The sequence below is a fragment of the Lentzea jiangxiensis genome (assembly GCF_900104175.1).
GTDB classification, from domain to species: domain Bacteria; phylum Actinomycetota; class Actinomycetes; order Mycobacteriales; family Pseudonocardiaceae; genus Lentzea; species Lentzea jiangxiensis.
In genome coordinates this window covers 25,005-40,161 of record NZ_FNIX01000021.1, presented here as the reverse complement: position 1 = coordinate 40,161, position 15,157 = coordinate 25,005, and the positions used below count along the sequence as shown (strand labels likewise).

Sequence of the window (15,157 nt, the reverse complement as noted above, 5' to 3'; positions counted from 1 at the left end):
TTAGAGACCGATCTCCACGTTCTCGAGCACACCCAGCGCGTCCGGCACCAGCACGGCGGCCGAGTAGTACGTCGACACCAGGTACTTGAGCATCGCGTGCTCGTCGATGCCCATGAACCGGACGTTCAGGCCCGGCTCGTACTCGTCGGGGATGCCGGTCTGGCGCAGGCCGACGACGCCCTGCTTCTCCTCGCCGAGCCGCATCGCGATGATCGACGTGGTGCCGTTCTTGTTGACCGGGATCTTGTCGCACGGCGCGATCGGGATGCCGCGCCACGACTGCAAGCGCTTGCCCTCGACCTCGACGGTCGGCACGTCCAGGCCGCGGTTGTTGAGCTGGCGGCCGAACGCGGCGATCGCCTTGGGGTGCGCGAGGATCAGCCTGGTGTTGCGGCGCCGCGAGATCAGCTCGTCCATGTCGTCCGGCGTCACCGGGCCGGAGCGCGTGCTGACCCGCTGCTTGAGGTCGGCGTTGGCGAGCAGGCCGAACTCCCTGTTGTTGACCAGCTCGAACTCCTGCCGCTCGCGCAGGGCCTCGATGGTGAGCCGCAACTGGTGCTCGACCTGGTCCATCGGCTGGCTGTAGAGGTCCGCCACACGCGTGTGGACGCGCAGGATCGTCTGCGCCACCGAGAGCTCGTACTCGCGCGGCCGCAGCTCGTAGTCGACGAACGTGTGCGGCAGCGGCGGCTCGCCCTCGTGGCCGGACGCGATGTGGATCTCGGCCTCGCCGTGCTTGTTGGCCGGGACCGTCGGGTGCGCCAGCTGCTGCGCGATGTGCTCGCGCAGCGGGTCCACCTGGTCGGTGAGCTGCCGGAACGCCGCCCTGCTCAGCACCACGGCCGTCGTCGGCGTGAGGGCGCGCGCGGTGAAGGTCCACTTCTTGTCGACGCCGGACAGCACGGGCTCGTCGCCCAGGTACTCGCCGTCCGCCATCGTGCTGAGGACCACCTCGTCGCCGTACTCGCCGCGGCCGGTCCTGGTGACCTTGCCGTGCGCGATGACGATGACCTCGTCGACCGGCGTGCCGCGTTTGGCGATCACGTCGCCCGGCTCGTACTCGCGCTGCTCGAAGTGGTTCGCGACGGCCGTCAGCGCCGCCTCGTCCTCGAACCCGCGCAGCAGCTTGAACTCCGCCAGTTCCTGCGGCACGATCCGCACCTCGGACCCGACGCTCGTGAACGTGACGCGGCCGTCGCCGATCGCGAAGCTCAGCCGCCGGTTCACCCGGAACGCGCCGCCCTTGGCCTCGACCCACGGCAGCATGCGCAGCAGCCAGCGGGGCGAGATCCCCTGCATCTGCGGTGCGGACTTGGTGGTCGTGGCGAGGTTCCGCGCCGCCGCCTTGGAAAGGCTGAGCTGCTGTTCCTCGACCCCAAGGCCCGGATCGGTAACTGTCACTGCGTGTCCTGCCAATCTGGTTTCAGCGAACCAGGACCGCGGCGGTGCCGAGTCCTGACGGGGAGTGGAACGACGTGCGGGCGGGGGTGGGGGAGGAGCTGAACCGGCTGGACCTCCGCGTCCACAGCAGCTCGCCGGCGAGCCACGACTTCAGCGCCTCGGCGTAGCGGTGCAGCCCGGCCTTCGCCTCCGCGTCGAGGCCGTACTCGTCCGCGAGGGACGGCAGCTCGCCGAGGATCGCGCCGATCTGCCGCAGCCGGGCCGAGATCAGGTCGGCGACGACGGACACGGCCTCCTGGAGGCCGCAGCCGAAGAACTGCCGCACCGCGAGCACCGCGCTCGTCGTGCTGCCCCCGGTGGCGTGGACGTGGTCGAACCCGACGATCTCCTGCCGCAACGCGGGAACGTCGCCGAACGAGTCGACCAGCGCCCGCATGGTGCTGTTGCGCGACAACTCCTCGGGCAGCTCGGCCCGGACCGACCTGCGGACCAGCTTCGCGGACAGGTCCGCGCCGATCGACCGGCGCCGCATCTCGACGAGGTCGACCGGGTCGGGCACCCGGCCCTGCGCGGTGTTGTGCAGCTCCCACAGCAACGCGTCGAAGAACTCGGCCAGGTCTTCCCGGTCCTCCGCGTCCAGGGTGGACCGCGAGACCAGGTCGGCGAGGCCCCTCCCCGCCGGGTTCGCCGGCGCGGATCCGCTCAGCACCGACTTGAGCCCGGCGACGAACGCCTTGCCGCCGGCGACGTCGCGCGAACGGAGGAAGGACCGGAACGCGTCGTTCACGTGGAAGCCCCACGTGTGCCAGTCGTTGATGTGCTTCAGGTCTTCCAGCGACGCCGTGGGGTGCGTCAGCGGACCGAAGCCGCCGTAGTCCGCGGCGTCGTAGAACGCCTCGGTCCACGGCACGCCGCCGAGCATGCCCATGTCCCGCACCCACGCCCTGGTGTGCAGGCGGACGCGGTCCGCGTGCGGCGACAGCCTCGCGGCGAAGGGCATGTCGAACGAGGGGACCTCAACCACGGGCCACCCCCGGCCACGCCGCGGACGTGCCGAGCCCGGTCGGGCCGCGCAGGATCGTGCGGAAGAACGCGCTGTTGCCCGCTCCGCCACCCCCGGCCCCCGGATGGGCCTTCGTGTAGCGACCGGCGTGCAGGTGCCACTCGTGACCGCCGGACTGCCAGTCCTGCAGGCCCTTCACGTACCTGAGCACGCGAGCCTGCTCCTGCGGGCCGAGGGCCTTCTCGGCGAACAACTGCGGCAGTTCGGTGAAGACGGTGTTCTCGAACTGGTGCAGCCGCGAGGTCAGGAGACTGTTCACGGCCTCGACCGCGGTCTGCGTGTCGTGGCCGAAGAACTTCTCGAACACGAGCACCCCGTTGGAGTTCTCGCCCTCCCGCAGCACTTCCCGTTCGTACGAGAAGATGTCGTTGCGCAGGTGGATCGCGTCGGAGAACGTGTCGGAGAGGACCCGCAGCGGGCGGGTGCCCGCGACGGACGCGGGCACTTCGGCTGCCTCGGAGACCTCCACCAGGTTCGCCGACCACGGCGCGCCGCCGACCTTGCGGCGCATCTCGATGTACTCGACCGGGTTGGCGACCGTGCCGCTCTTGATGTTCTTGATCTCCCACATGCACTCGAGCAGCAGGTTGTGGGTGCTCGTGGTGAACCGGCGCCGCCAGTCCCGCGACATCAGCGGGATGGTCCGCTGCCACAGGTCGACGAGACCGCGCTCGGTCGGGTTCCGGGGCTCCGGCCACGGGTCGGTGCCGCTCGGTGGCATGAACGCGGGCAACCGGTCGAGGTAGGCCTTCGCTCCCGGCACGTCCTTGTTCTGCTTGAACTCCGCGAAGAACTCGTCGTCGAAGTAGAAGACCCAGACGTACCAGTCGGTGATGAGGTCGAGGACCTCCGCGGGCGCGTCCGGATGGGTCCACGCGCACATGTGCCCGTAGTCGTCACCCGCGAGGATCTCGTCGGTCCACACCCCGGTGCCGAGCATCCCCATGTCCCGCGCCCACCGCGTCGAGTGGGCGCGGGCGCGTTCGAGGTGGGGGTTCATCCGCGCCGGGTGCGGCACGTAGAACTCCGGCATGGTGAAGGAGGCCAACGCTGCTAGCCCTCGCGGCCGAGCTCGACGTGCTCCAGCACACCGATCGCGTCCGGCACCATGATCGCGGCGGAGTAGTAGGCGCTGACCAGGTAGTTGATGATCGCCTGGTCGTTGATGCCCATGAACCGCACCGACAGGCCCGGCTGGTACTCGTCCGGGATGCCGGTCTGGTGCAGGCCGATGACGCCCTGGTCCTGCTCGCCGGTGCGGATCAGCATCACCGACGACGTGCGGGTGTCGGAGATCGGGATCTTGTTGCACGGCAGCACGGGGATGCCGCGCCACGCCGGCACCTGCTGGCCGTTGAAGTCGATGTGCTGCGGGTAGAGGCCCCGCTTGTTGAGCTCGCGGCCGAACGCGGCGATCGTGCGCGGGTGGGCGACGAAGTAGCCGGGGTCCTTCCACACGATCGACAGCAGTTCGTCGAAGTCGTCCGGCGTGGGCGGGCCGGAGCGGGTGTGGATGCGCTGCTTGAGGTCCGCGTTGTGCAGCAGGCCGAAGGAGCGGTTGTTGACGATCTCGTGCTCCTGGCGTTCGCGCAGGGCCTCGATCGTGAGCCGCAGCTGCTGCTCGACCTGGTCCATCGGGTTGTTGTAGAGGTCCGCGACACGGGTGTGGACCTGCAGCACGGTCTGGGCGACGCTCAGCTCGTACTCGCGCGGCGAGAGCTCGTAGTCGACGAACGTGCCGGGCAGCACGGGCTCGCCGTCGTGACCGGACGCCAGGTCGATCTCGGCCTCGCCGTGCTCGTCCTGGGGCTTGTTGCGGTTGTTGAACGTCTGCTGGATGTGCGCGCGCAGGCCGCCGGCCTCGCCGTTGAGCGCCTGGAAGTCCTCCCAGGACAGCGTGAGGACGGTGACCGGGGTGACGGCCTTGGCCGAGAACTCCCACTCGCCCTGCGGGCCTGCCAGCACGGTCTCGCCGAAGTACTCGCCGTCCGCGAGGTTGCCGAGCACGGTCTCGCCGCCGTACTCGCCGGTGCCGACCTTGTCGACCTTGCCGTGCGCGATGAGGACGACCTTGTCCTTCGGGCGGCCCTTCTCGACGATGAGCTCGCCGATGCCGTACTCGTGCTGCGTGAAGCGACCGGCCAGCGCGGTGAGCACGGCCTCGTCGTCGAAGCCCTTGAGCAGGGACAGCTCGGTGAGCTCCATCGGGACGACGCGGACTTCGGCGCCGATGTTGCTGAACGAGACCCGGCCGTCCCCCAGCGTGTAGGTGAGGCGCCGGTTGACGCGGTACGCGCCACCCGAGGCCTGGACCCAGGGCAGCACCTTGAGCAGCCAGCGGGAGGTGATTCCCTGCATCTGCGGCACGGACTTGGTGGTCGTGGCCAGATTACGAGCGGCGGCCGTACCCAAACTCAGCTGCTGACGGCCCTCATGGAGGTCAGAATCCGTCACAGTCACAACCTGCACCCACCCATCTCACTGCGCTAATGGACCGATCCGACAAGGCCGGAAAGGACGTTAGTTCTCGCAAATGATGACTGTGAAGGGGCCAAGAAGGCGACATTCGGGTGGGTGTCTTGCGCCTGATGGGGCTACGGAGCGTGCAACTGCTGACGTAGCCAAGGAGCGTTGTATCTACAGGCGGGTGACCGTTTGCTATTCGCCCGGTTGCGGAATGGCGTACTCGTTCGGCGCAATAGATCACTCCATCGTGCACATTTCCGATCGGCGATCGGCTGCTATGTTCCACCACTCCGAGTGGATCGAAATCCACTCGAAGCGGTGCGCGCCATTACGCGGTTGTGCGTCCGGGAACAGAGTGGAACGGTGGTTCGATTTTACGCCGACGGCTGCTCGTGCTATTGCGCTTCGCGGGTGTTCAGGAACGATTCCAGCTGGGTGACGACGAACTCGTGGTCCTCGGCCTGGGGCAGCCCGGACACGCCGACCGTGCCCACGGGCCCGGTGCCGCGGACGATCACCGGGAACACGCCGCCGTGCGCCGCGTACAGGTCCGGGTCGAGGCGCGACTGCGCCTCGAACGTGGTGCCCTTCTCGCGGAACTGCGTGCCGACGTAGAAGGAGCTGTGGCCGAACAGCTCGACCACGCGGGCCTTGCGCTCCAGCCACCGGTCGTTGTTCGGCGCGGTGCCGGGCAGCGAGGCGTGGAAGAGGCGGTGCCCGTTGCGCTGCACCGAGATCGCGATCGGCAGGCCCTGCTCGCGGGCGGCGCCGAGCAGGTGCAGCCCGAGGTCGATCGCGACGTCGTTGCCGAAGCGGCTGAACTGCAGACGTCGTTCCTGGCTGAGGAGCTCTTCGCTCGTGGGGCTCACAGGGTCACCACCCGGTTCTCGTGTGCGGACAGAAAAGCGGCCTCGATGACCCGCAGCGCGTCCACCGCGGACCTCGGGTCGACGGGGACGCGGCCGGCCTGGACCTCGGCGTAGAAGCTCTGGTACGCACCGGGTTCGACGGCGACCTCGGTCGACTCGGCCAGGACGCCAAGCCGCCCGGTGCGGTCCTCGCGACCCCAGTCGGCACCGGTCGGGCGGCGGCCCGCGGCCAGCGCGTCCTCCTGCCCGTCCAGGCCGCTGATCTCGAACGCGCCCTCGCTGCCGAGCAGGCGGAACCGGGGTCCGTGGTGCGCCGCGTGCGCGTTGGCCCACAGGTGGGAGCGGACGCCGTTCTCGTGCGTGAGCGCCACGAACACGTCGTCGTCCACCTGCGCGCCGGGACGGCGCCGGTCCAGTTCCGCGTAGACGTTCTCCACCGGTCCGAAGAGCTGCAGGGCCTGGTCGACGAGGTGCGCGCCGAGGTCGTAGAGCAGGCCGCCGGCCTCCCCGGGATCGCCGAACTCGCGCCAGTTGTCCCAGATCTCCGGGATCCAGCGCTCGAAGCGGGACTCGAACCGCCGGACCTCGCCGAGCTTGCCGAGGACGTCGCGCACGGTGAGGAAGTCGCTGTCCCAGCGGCGGTTCTGGAAGACCGTCAACGGCACCCCGGCGGCCTCCGCCGCGACCACCAGCTCCTCGGCCTGCGCTGAGGTCGGCGCGAACGGCTTGTCGACGACGACCGCGACGCCCTTCTCGATCGCCCTGCGGGCGTACTCGACGTGCGTCCTGTTCGGGGTGGCGACGACGACCAGGTCGAGGTCCAGCTCGAACAGCTCGTCGGCGGTGACGATCGCGGCGTCCGGGTGGGCGGCGCGGACCTGCGCCTGCCGCTCGGGGTTCGCCGTGGCGATCGCGACGAGGTCCATGCCCCCGGTCGAGGAGATGAGCGGGGCGTGGAAGACCCGCCCCGCTATGCCGTAGCCCAGGAGTCCGACTCGAGTCATGCTTCCGATTAAAGCAACGCTGTTGAATAATTGCGAGCGTGGACCTCACCTCGCTGCGCTCGCACAACGACCGGACGGTGCTGGCTCTGGTTCGTTCAGGGGCTTTGAGCAGGGCTTCCATCGCCGAGAGGACGGGACTCACCCCGCAGGCGGTCTCGAAGATCGTGGCGAGGCTCATGGCCGCGGGCCTGCTGGAGGAGACCGGTGCCGTGCGGGACGGCGGCCGGGGCAAGCCCCGGATGTCCCTGCGGCTCGCGCCGGACGGCGCGCACGCGTACGGGGCCTACGTCGACCGCGACGAGCTGCGGGTGGTGGAGCTCGACCTGACCGGCGAGGTGGTGTCGGCGTCGGCCGTGCCGCTCGCGCCGATGTTCACGCCGGCCGACGTCCTGGACGCGCTGGAGCCGCTGGTCTCCGCCGGGGAACAGGTGCTCGGGCTCGGCATCGGCATCGCCGGCCCGCTCGACCACCGCGACGGCGTGGTGTCGCCGAACGGCCTGCCCGGCTGGGACGCCGTCCCGCTGAAGGCGCTCGCCGAGCAACGGCTCGGGCTGCCGGTCGTCATCGACAAGGACACCAACGCGGCCGTGCTCGCCGAGGCGTGGCGGCGGCCCCTGCGGGACGCGGCGCTGGTGTTCGTCGGCACCGGCCTGGGCGTCGGGTTGCTGCTCGGCGGCGAGGTCCACCGCGGTGCCCGGTCGGGGGCGGGCGAGTTCGGGCACACCACGATCCAGCTCGACGGGCCGCTGTGCGTGTGCGGGCGGCGCGGCTGCGTCGAGGCGGTCCACGCGGCCGCCACGGGGGTCGAGGCGGCGCGGGTGCTCGGCGCTGCCGTCGCGAACCTGGTGCAGCTGCTGGACCTCGACCAGATCATCCTGAGTGGACGGAAGGTGCTCGGATCGCCGGAGCTGTACCCGGGTGCGATGCCCGATGTGGACGTGAGCGTCACGTCGTACGGGCCGGACCTGGTGCCGGTGGGCGCGGGGCTGCTCGTCCTGGGGGAACTGTTCTAGCATCGGGGAGGTGGAGGTCCAGCACGTCGTCGGCCTGCCGCACCCGCGGCTGCGGCCGTTCGTGACGCGGTACTCCGGGTATCGGATGCGCACCGAGCCCGGCGTCCACCGCGGCCTGCCGTCGGGTTCGCTCACCCTCGTCGTGACGCTGGACGGCACGGTCGACCTCGCCGGCGGCCGGTTCGCCGCGCTCTGCGGCGGCCTGCACGACGAGGCCGTGATCATCAGCCACGACGGGTTCCAGCACGGCGTCCAGTGCGACCTCACGCCGCTCGGGATGCGGGCGTTCTTCGGCATGCCGGCCGGTGAGCTGTCGGGCGTGACGGTCGCTCTCGACGCTCTCGAGGCCCCGGCCGCCGAGTTGCGCGAACGGCTGCAGGGTGCAGCGACGTGGACGGACCGGTTCGCGTTGCTGGACCTGCTGCTCGGCGGGCTCGTGCGGCCGGTCAAGCAGCAGGTGGAGGTGGCGTGGGCGTGGCAGCGGCTCGCGGCCGGTGCCGGGGTGGGCGAGATCGCGGCCGAGGTCGGGTGGAGCCGGCAGCACCTCAGCGCGCGGTTCGCGGCCGAGTACGGGCTGACGCCCAAGGTCCTGAGCCGGGTCCTGCGGTTCGAGCGGGCGAACCGGATGCTGCGCGGCGAGCGGCGCCCCACGCTCACCGAGGTGGCCGCTGCCTGCGGCTACACCGACCAGGCGCACTTCAACCGCGACTGGCGGGCGTTGTGCGGAGCGACCCCGACGGAGTGGATCGCGACCGAGCTTCCATTCGTACAAGGCAGTGAGGGCGGTCGGGGCGCAGAGTTGCTCCCATGAGCACACCCGCACCCACCTGCTGGCCCTGTCTGTCCTATCAGGACGCTCCTGCCGCCGTCCGCTTCCTCGTGGAGGCGTTCGGCTTCACCGAACACCTCGTCGTGCCCGGTGAGGCCGACGGCGAGGTCGTGCACTGCGAGATGGTCTGGCCCGAGGGCGGCGGCGTCATGCTGGGGTCCGCCGTCCGGTCCACCGGCGAGGTCGAGGCGACGAAACCGGGCGCCGGCTCCGTCTACGTCGTGACCGACCGGCCCGACGAGCTGCACGCCCGGTCCCTGGTCCGTGGAGCCGTGGAGGTCCGCGGCCTGCGCGACGAGGAGTACGGCTCGCGCGGCTTCACGGTCGCCGACCCCGAGGGCAACCGCTGGAGCTTCGGCACCTATCGCGGAGCGTGATGCAACCTCCACACCGAGTCCGGAGTCTCCTGGGGTGGAGAGGTTCACACCCAGGGGAGGACACGTGCGCCTTGCGCGCTGTTTGGTGATCACCGCTCTCGCCGCCGGGCTGCTCAGCCCGGCGGCGACGGCGCGAGCGGAACCTTCTGAACGGCTGAGGACGACGACCATCACGCTCATCAGCGGGGACAAGGTCGTCGTCAACGAGCGAGGGGAACTCCTCGGCGTCGAGGGGCGGCCTGGCATGCAGTTCGCCCAATACGTCCGCGACGACCACCAGTACGTGGTGCCGGCCGACGCCGTCGAGGCGGTGCGGCAGGACCTCGTCGACAAGCGCTTCTTCGACGTCACCGCGTTGCACGGCTACGGCTACAGCGACGACAAGATCGATCGGATCCCGTTGCTGACCAACGGTTTCCGCGCGGCCGGAGCGGTGCCCAAGAAGGACGCGGCCCAGCAGTGGGCGGCCCGGCGCTTCGGTGCGCTGCGCGCCGGGAAGCTGTGGCTCGACGGCAAGTCGAAGATCTCGCTGACCGAGAGCGTGCCGATGGTGGGCGCGCCCGGCGCGTGGCAGGCCGGGTTCGACGGCACCGGCGTCACCGTCGCGGTGCTCGACACCGGCTACGACCTGAAGCACCCGGAACTCGCTGGCGTCGTCACGGCGTCGAAGGACTTCACGCCCGCCGGCATCCAGGACGACGTCGGCCACGGCACGCACGTCGCGGCGACCATCGCCGGCCGCGACAGCCGGTACGCCGGGGTCGCGAAGGGCGCGTCCCTCGCGGTGGGCCGGGTCTGCGAGGCCGACTTCTGCTACGACAGCGCGGTCATCGCCGGCATGGAGTGGGCGGCGCGCGAGGTCGGGGCGAAGGTCGTCAACATGTCACTGGGTGGCGACCAGTCCGACGGCACGGACCCGATGTCGTTGAAGGTCAACGAACTCACGGCCGAGACCGGCGCGCTGTTCGTCGTCGCGGCGGGCAACGCGGGGGAGTACCGCAAGGTCTCCTCCCCGGCGTCGGCGGACGCGGCGCTGGCCGTGGCGAACCTGACCAAGGCCGGTGGGATCAACGAGAGCTCGTCGCGCGGCCCGCGGATCACCGACCACGCGGTCAAGCCGGACATCGCCGCACCGGGCACGGACATCGTGGCCGCGCGCGCCGAGAACACGTTGTGGGAGCACGCGGTCGACGACCTGCACGCGAAGCTGACCGGCACCTCGATGGCCGCCCCGCACGTCGCCGGTGCCGCCGCGGTCCTGGCGCAGCGCAACCCGTCCTGGAAGGCCGCCGAGCTCAAGGCGCACCTGATGGCGACGGTCGAGCCGGTCGCGGACACGCCCGCGAACGTCGGCACCGGCCTGCTCGACGCCGAACGCGCGGTGCGCCAGCAGGTGCGCGCCTCGACCGGCAGCCTGTCGTTCGGGCTGCTGGAATGGCCGCACACCGGGACGTCCACGAAGACGATCACCTACTCCAACGCGGGCGCGGAACCGGTGACCCTGGAGCTGCGGCACGACCTCGGCGCGAGCTTCACGGTGCCGGACGCGGTCACCGTGCCGGCACGGGGGAGCGCCTCCGTCGACGTCGTGCTGGACCCCGCCAGGGGCAACGGCACGTTCTTCGGGCACGTCCGGGCGACCGGCGGCGGAGTCTCCCTGACCACGGCGGTCGGCGCGTACGTGCAGGAGGAACGGCACGAGCTCAAGCTGTCGATGATCGGCCGTGACGGCAAGCCCGTCGCGAACGAGTTCGTCGTCGTGGTCAACCTGACCACGCGGGACGCGTCGGTGATCACGATCGGCGCGGACGGCACCGGGTCGTCGAGACTGGCGGTCGCGGACTACGCCTTGATCGGCCGCATCGACGAGCTGACGCCGAACTACGCCTGGTTCACCCCGGTCTCGGCGACCGAGGTGGCGGGCCGCGTCTCGCTGACCGCAGACCTGTCGGTGGTGCTCGACGCGAGGCAGGGCAGGCAGATCGGCGTCGAGCTGCCCGACCGCGACTCGGAGGTCTGGTACCGCGACGCCGATCTGAGCGTCCCGTTCAAGCCCGGCAAGATCAACGGCGTCGCGAGCGTCGTCGACGGCCGCGTCCCGCTGTACGGCCTGTCCTTCGGCCCCGCGCTGCCGGAGCTGACCTACGACTCCGGGCTCAAGGGCGGGCAGCCGCTCGTCTCGGTCGTCGGCGGGTTCCCGGTGCGCTACTTCGAGAGCAGCAAGCACCTGGCACCCGGCGACCACGCGCTCGACGTGGCGGAACGCGGCACCGACGTGCGCGGCAAGCTCGCGCTCGTCCGCACGGCGGGAGAGGACGTCTTCGCCGTCGCACAGGCCATGAAGGACGCCGGAGCGGTCGCCGTGCTGTGGGCGGGGCCCGTGCCGTTCGGGCAGCCGGAGCAGACGGCGATCCCGGTGATCGCCGTGGCGGAACACCTCGTGGCCGTGACGCCCGCGAAGCTCACGTTGCGCGCCATCGCGGGGTCACCGGTCTCGTACACCTTGTTCCTGCGCGACAAGGGCGCGCTGCCGTCGGGCACCAGGAAGATCCGGCACGCGGAGCTCGCCGAGGTGAAGGCGCGCTACCACACGTCCGGTGCGGACGGCTCGGTCGTCACGCGCAACTACCCGATGGTGAACGGCAGTCCCGCGCGCAACCTCGGCGTGGTGCTCGACGAACGGCTCGCCGCTCCGGCGCAGCGCACCGAGTACTTCACCGCGGGCGGCGGCATCGGCTGGTACCAGGAGGGCTTCGCCGGCCGCGGCTCCGGCGCGGGGGACGACCCGAGCACGACCTCGTGGGCCGCTCTCGCCCCCGTGACCTTCCAGCCGGGCAGGAAGTACGAGCGCACCAACCTCCGCGCGGTCGCCTCCCCGCGGCTCGGCGGCTCGTCGGTCGTGACGTGGGCGGACGGCGGCGGTGTCGAGAGGGCAGGCGACCTGATCAACGCGCGCATCTCGCCGTTCGGTGGCTCGGACTGGGTCGAGAACTGGCGCCGCGGCGGTGGCGGCTGGCTGGAACTGCGCCACAACGGCGTGGTCCAGGGGTACTCCGACGTGCGGCAGGGCTCGTTCCACGCCCCCGCCCGCGACGGCCGGTACGAGCTGCTGCTGGACGCCTCGCGGGACGGACTGGCGTTGTCGACGTCGGTGCGCACCTCGTGGGAGTTCACGGCCGCCGCCGACGGCCGGCTGCCGTTGCTGGAGGTCGACTACTCGTTGCCGGTCGACCTGCGCAACAGCTGGAAGGCCGGTGTGCCGATGCCGGTGAAGTTCACCGCGTCGCGTCAGTCGGGCACCGTGCGTGAGCTCCAGGCCTACGCGTCGTTCGACGACGGCCTCAACTGGGTGCCCGTGAAGTCGCTCGTTCCTCCCGGCGGGAAGGCAGGCGGTCACGTGTCACTACGGGTGGTCGCCCGTGACACCGACGGCAACTCGGTGGACCAAACGGTCCTGCGGGCTTACCGCCTCCGGGCGTAACCAAGCAGCCGCTCGGTCGTTGTACTCCCCTGCGGCACCCGTTCTGCTGCGCGCGAGACGAACCAGGGACGCGGCGTCTCCGCGCGCCGGAGCGGGTGCCGCCATTTCGGTGGCCGCCCCCGGCGCACCTGTGGTGGCATGTCGGCCATGGGGACTTTCGAGGAGCTGGTGGCCGAGGGGGCCGCGGTGCCGTTGGAGGGCTGGGACTTCTCCTGGTTCGAGGGCCGCGCCACCGAGGAACGCCCGCCGTGGGGGTACGCGTCCCTGATCGCCGCGCGGCTGCGTGACGTGACGTCCGCGCTGGACCTGCAGACCGGCGGGGGAGAGGTCACGGCGTCCGCGCCCGTCCTGCCGCCGGTGATGGTCGCGACCGAGTCCTGGCCGCCCAACGCCGCCGTCGCCGCCCGGCGGCTGCCTCTCGTGGTGCAGGCGCCGGACGCCGGTCCGCTGCCGTTCCGGTCCTCGTCGTTCGACCTCGTGATCAGCCGGCATCCCGTGGTGACGCCCTGGGCCGAGATCGCGCGGGTCCTCCGGTCCGGTGGGACCTGCTTCTCGCAGCAGATCGGGGCCGGCACCAACCGTGAGCTGACGGACTTCATGATGGGGCCGCAGCCGGTGGGCGGGGCTCGCAGTGCCGCCGTCGCCCGTGCGGAGGCGGAGGCCGCCGGGCTGGAGGTGCTGTTGCTGGAGCCGGTGTCGTTGCGGGTGGCGTTCTTCGACGTCGGCGCGGTGGTGCACTTCCTGCGGAAGGTGTTGTGGACGGTGCCGGGGTTCACCGTGGAGGGCTATCGGGACCGGCTGCTGGAGATGCACCGGCACATCCAGCGGCACGGCGAGTTCGTGTGCACTTCGACGCGGTTCCTGGTCGAGGCGCGCAAGGCCTGAGGCTCGACCTGCCCGGCTGCCACGGTGACCCCGACGCGCCCAGGGGCGTTCCCGAAAGCACGAAGCCCCCTCCCGGACGCGTCCGGGAGGGGGCTTCGCACACGGCACTAGCGCGGCTGGCGCTCGCGGCGGATCGTCACCCGCTTGCCCTTGATCGTGGCGTCGCGCAGCGACTCGATGACGTCGTTCGCCGACTCCCCCGGCACCTCGACGAGCGAGAACCGGTCGGCGATCTCGATCGCGCCGATGTCGCGGCCCTTCAGGTTCGACTCGCCGGTGATGGCGCCGACGATGTCCTGCGGCCGGATGCCCGACGAGCGGCCGGCGCCCAGGAACAGCCTGGTCATGCCCTCGGACGGGCCTCGGCGCTCACGGCGCGGACCGGCCGGGGCGCCGTCGCGGCGCGGACGGTCCTCGCGCGGGCGGACCTCCGGGATCTCCTCCTCGTCGGCGGCGGCACCGGAGGCCTCGTGGGCGAGCTTCACGGCGGCGAGGGCGATGTCCATGACGTCGAACTCGTCGGCCAGGGTCTCGACGACGACGCGGAACCGCGACAGGTCGTCCTCCATCAGCGACTCCTGCAGCGACGAGCGGGTGAGCTCCAGCTGCCGGGCGCGCAGGTCGGCGACCGTCGGGACCTTCTCCATCGGGATCTTGGTCTTGGTGACGCGCTCGATGGTCTTGAGCAGTGAGTTCTCGCGCGGCTCGACCAGGGTGATCGCGACGCCCTCACGGCCGGCGCGGCCCACGCGGCCGATGCGGTGCGTGTACGCCTCGGGGGCGGACGGGACGTTGTAGTTCACGACGTGCGTGAGCTGCTCGATGTCGAGGCCGCGGGCGGCGACGTCGGTGGCCACCAGCAGGTCGGCGGTGCCGGAGCGCAGGCGGGACATGACGCGGTCGCGCTGCTCCTGGCTGATGCCGCCGTGCAGCGACTCCGCGCGGTAGCCGCGGCCGTTGAGGGTCTCGGTGAGCTGGTCGACCTCGTCGCGGGTGCGGCAGAAGACGACGGCGGCGGTCGGCGACTCGACGTCGAGCACGCGGCCGAGGGCAGCGGGCTTGTGCTCGCGGCGCACCAGGTACGCGGTCTGCCGCACGCGCGGGGCCTCGCCCGGCTCGGTCTTCTCGCGCTCGATCTGGATCAGCACTGGCTCGCGCAGATGGCTCTTGGCCATGCGGTCGATGCGCGGCGGCATCGTGGCGGAGAACAGCACGGTCTGCCGGTCGGCCGGGGTCTCGGAGAGGATCGCGTCGATGTCCTCGGCGAAGCCCATGTCGAGCATCTCGTCGGCCTCGTCGAGCACGACGACCTGCAGGTCGCTCAGCTGCAGCGTGCCGCGCTGCAGGTGGTCGATCGCGCGGCCCGGGGTGGCGACCACCACGTCGACGCCGCGGGACAGCTCGCGCAGCTGGCGGCCGATCGGCTGGCCGCCGTAGATCGGGAGGACGCGCGTGCCCAGGTGGCGGCCGTAGCGGTGGACCGCCTCGGACACCTGCACGGCGAGCTCGCGGGTCGGCGCGAGGACGAGAGCCAGCGGCTTCTCGCCCTTGCCGATCCGGTCGGCGACGCGCTCGAGCAGCGGCAGCGCGAACGCCGCCGTCTTGCCCGTGCCGGTGGCCGCCTGGCCCAGCAGGTCGTTGCCCGCGAGCAGGGGCGGGATCGCTTCGCTCTGGATCGGCGTCGGCTCCTCGTAGCCCAGCGTGGTGAGTGCGTTGAGGATGTCGGGCCGCAGCCCCAGGTCGGCGAAACCGTTGTCGGCGGTGGTCAT

At 71.0% G+C, this 15,157-nt stretch carries 12 protein-coding genes; 5 read left to right on the top strand and 7 right to left on the bottom strand.

Annotation, left to right across the window (positions count from 1 at the left end):
* From BLQ91_RS34000 to BLQ91_RS42250, 6 genes are all read right to left on the bottom strand, one after another.
* Entirely contained in the window at positions 1-1,401 is a 1,401-nt protein-coding gene (locus BLQ91_RS34000) for a family 2B encapsulin nanocompartment shell protein (protein ID WP_245734058.1), read from the bottom strand.
* Positions 1,402-1,423: 22 nt separating this feature from the next.
* Positions 1,424-2,425, bottom strand: coding sequence for a terpene synthase family protein (locus BLQ91_RS40695; protein WP_143022954.1), 1,002 nt, complete (start codon positions 2,423-2,425; stop codon positions 1,424-1,426).
* Positions 2,418-3,497: a terpene synthase family protein gene (locus BLQ91_RS40690; RefSeq protein WP_143022953.1), complete on the bottom strand. Its 1,080-nt coding sequence runs from the start codon at positions 3,495-3,497 to the stop codon at positions 2,418-2,420. Before BLQ91_RS40690 ends, BLQ91_RS40695 begins: the two co-directional genes overlap by 8 nt.
* A 20-nt stretch (positions 3,498-3,517) precedes the next feature.
* Entirely contained in the window at positions 3,518-4,924 is a 1,407-nt protein-coding gene (locus BLQ91_RS33990; protein WP_245734056.1) for a family 2B encapsulin nanocompartment shell protein, read from the bottom strand.
* A 401-nt stretch (positions 4,925-5,325) separates the two neighbouring features.
* Entirely contained in the window at positions 5,326-5,799 is a 474-nt protein-coding gene (locus BLQ91_RS42255; protein WP_090103689.1) for a heme-degrading domain-containing protein, read from the bottom strand.
* Entirely contained in the window at positions 5,796-6,803 is a 1,008-nt protein-coding gene (locus tag BLQ91_RS42250; RefSeq protein ID WP_090103687.1) for a Gfo/Idh/MocA family protein, read from the bottom strand. Before BLQ91_RS42250 ends, BLQ91_RS42255 begins: the two co-directional genes overlap by 4 nt.
* Before the next feature lie 38 nt (positions 6,804-6,841).
* Here BLQ91_RS42250 and BLQ91_RS33975 point away from each other — a divergent pair, with 38 nt between their 5' ends.
* From BLQ91_RS33975 to BLQ91_RS33955, 5 genes are all read left to right on the top strand, one after another.
* Positions 6,842-7,816, top strand: coding sequence for an ROK family transcriptional regulator (locus BLQ91_RS33975; RefSeq protein WP_090103685.1), 975 nt, complete (start codon positions 6,842-6,844; stop codon positions 7,814-7,816).
* Between the two features lie 10 nt (positions 7,817-7,826).
* Entirely contained in the window at positions 7,827-8,627 is an 801-nt protein-coding gene (locus BLQ91_RS33970) for a helix-turn-helix domain-containing protein (protein WP_245734054.1), read from the top strand.
* Positions 8,624-9,022: a VOC family protein gene (locus BLQ91_RS33965; protein WP_090103683.1), complete on the top strand. Its 399-nt coding sequence runs from the start codon at positions 8,624-8,626 to the stop codon at positions 9,020-9,022. Before BLQ91_RS33970 ends, BLQ91_RS33965 begins: the two co-directional genes overlap by 4 nt.
* Positions 9,023-9,086: 64 nt before the next feature.
* Positions 9,087-12,503, top strand: a complete 3,417-nt coding sequence (locus tag BLQ91_RS33960; protein WP_143022952.1) for a S8 family serine peptidase — start codon at positions 9,087-9,089, stop codon at positions 12,501-12,503.
* A 147-nt stretch (positions 12,504-12,650) separates the two neighbouring features.
* Positions 12,651-13,388 carry a methyltransferase domain-containing protein gene (locus BLQ91_RS33955; protein WP_090103679.1) on the top strand — a complete coding sequence of 246 codons (738 nt, stop codon included), beginning with the start codon at positions 12,651-12,653 and terminating at the stop codon, positions 13,386-13,388.
* A gap of 107 nt (positions 13,389-13,495) precedes the next feature.
* Here the strand turns inward: BLQ91_RS33955 and BLQ91_RS33950 are convergent, their stop codons facing one another.
* A complete protein-coding gene (locus tag BLQ91_RS33950) occupies positions 13,496-15,157 on the bottom strand; it encodes a DEAD/DEAH box helicase (RefSeq protein ID WP_090103677.1) in 1,662 nt (553 codons plus the stop codon).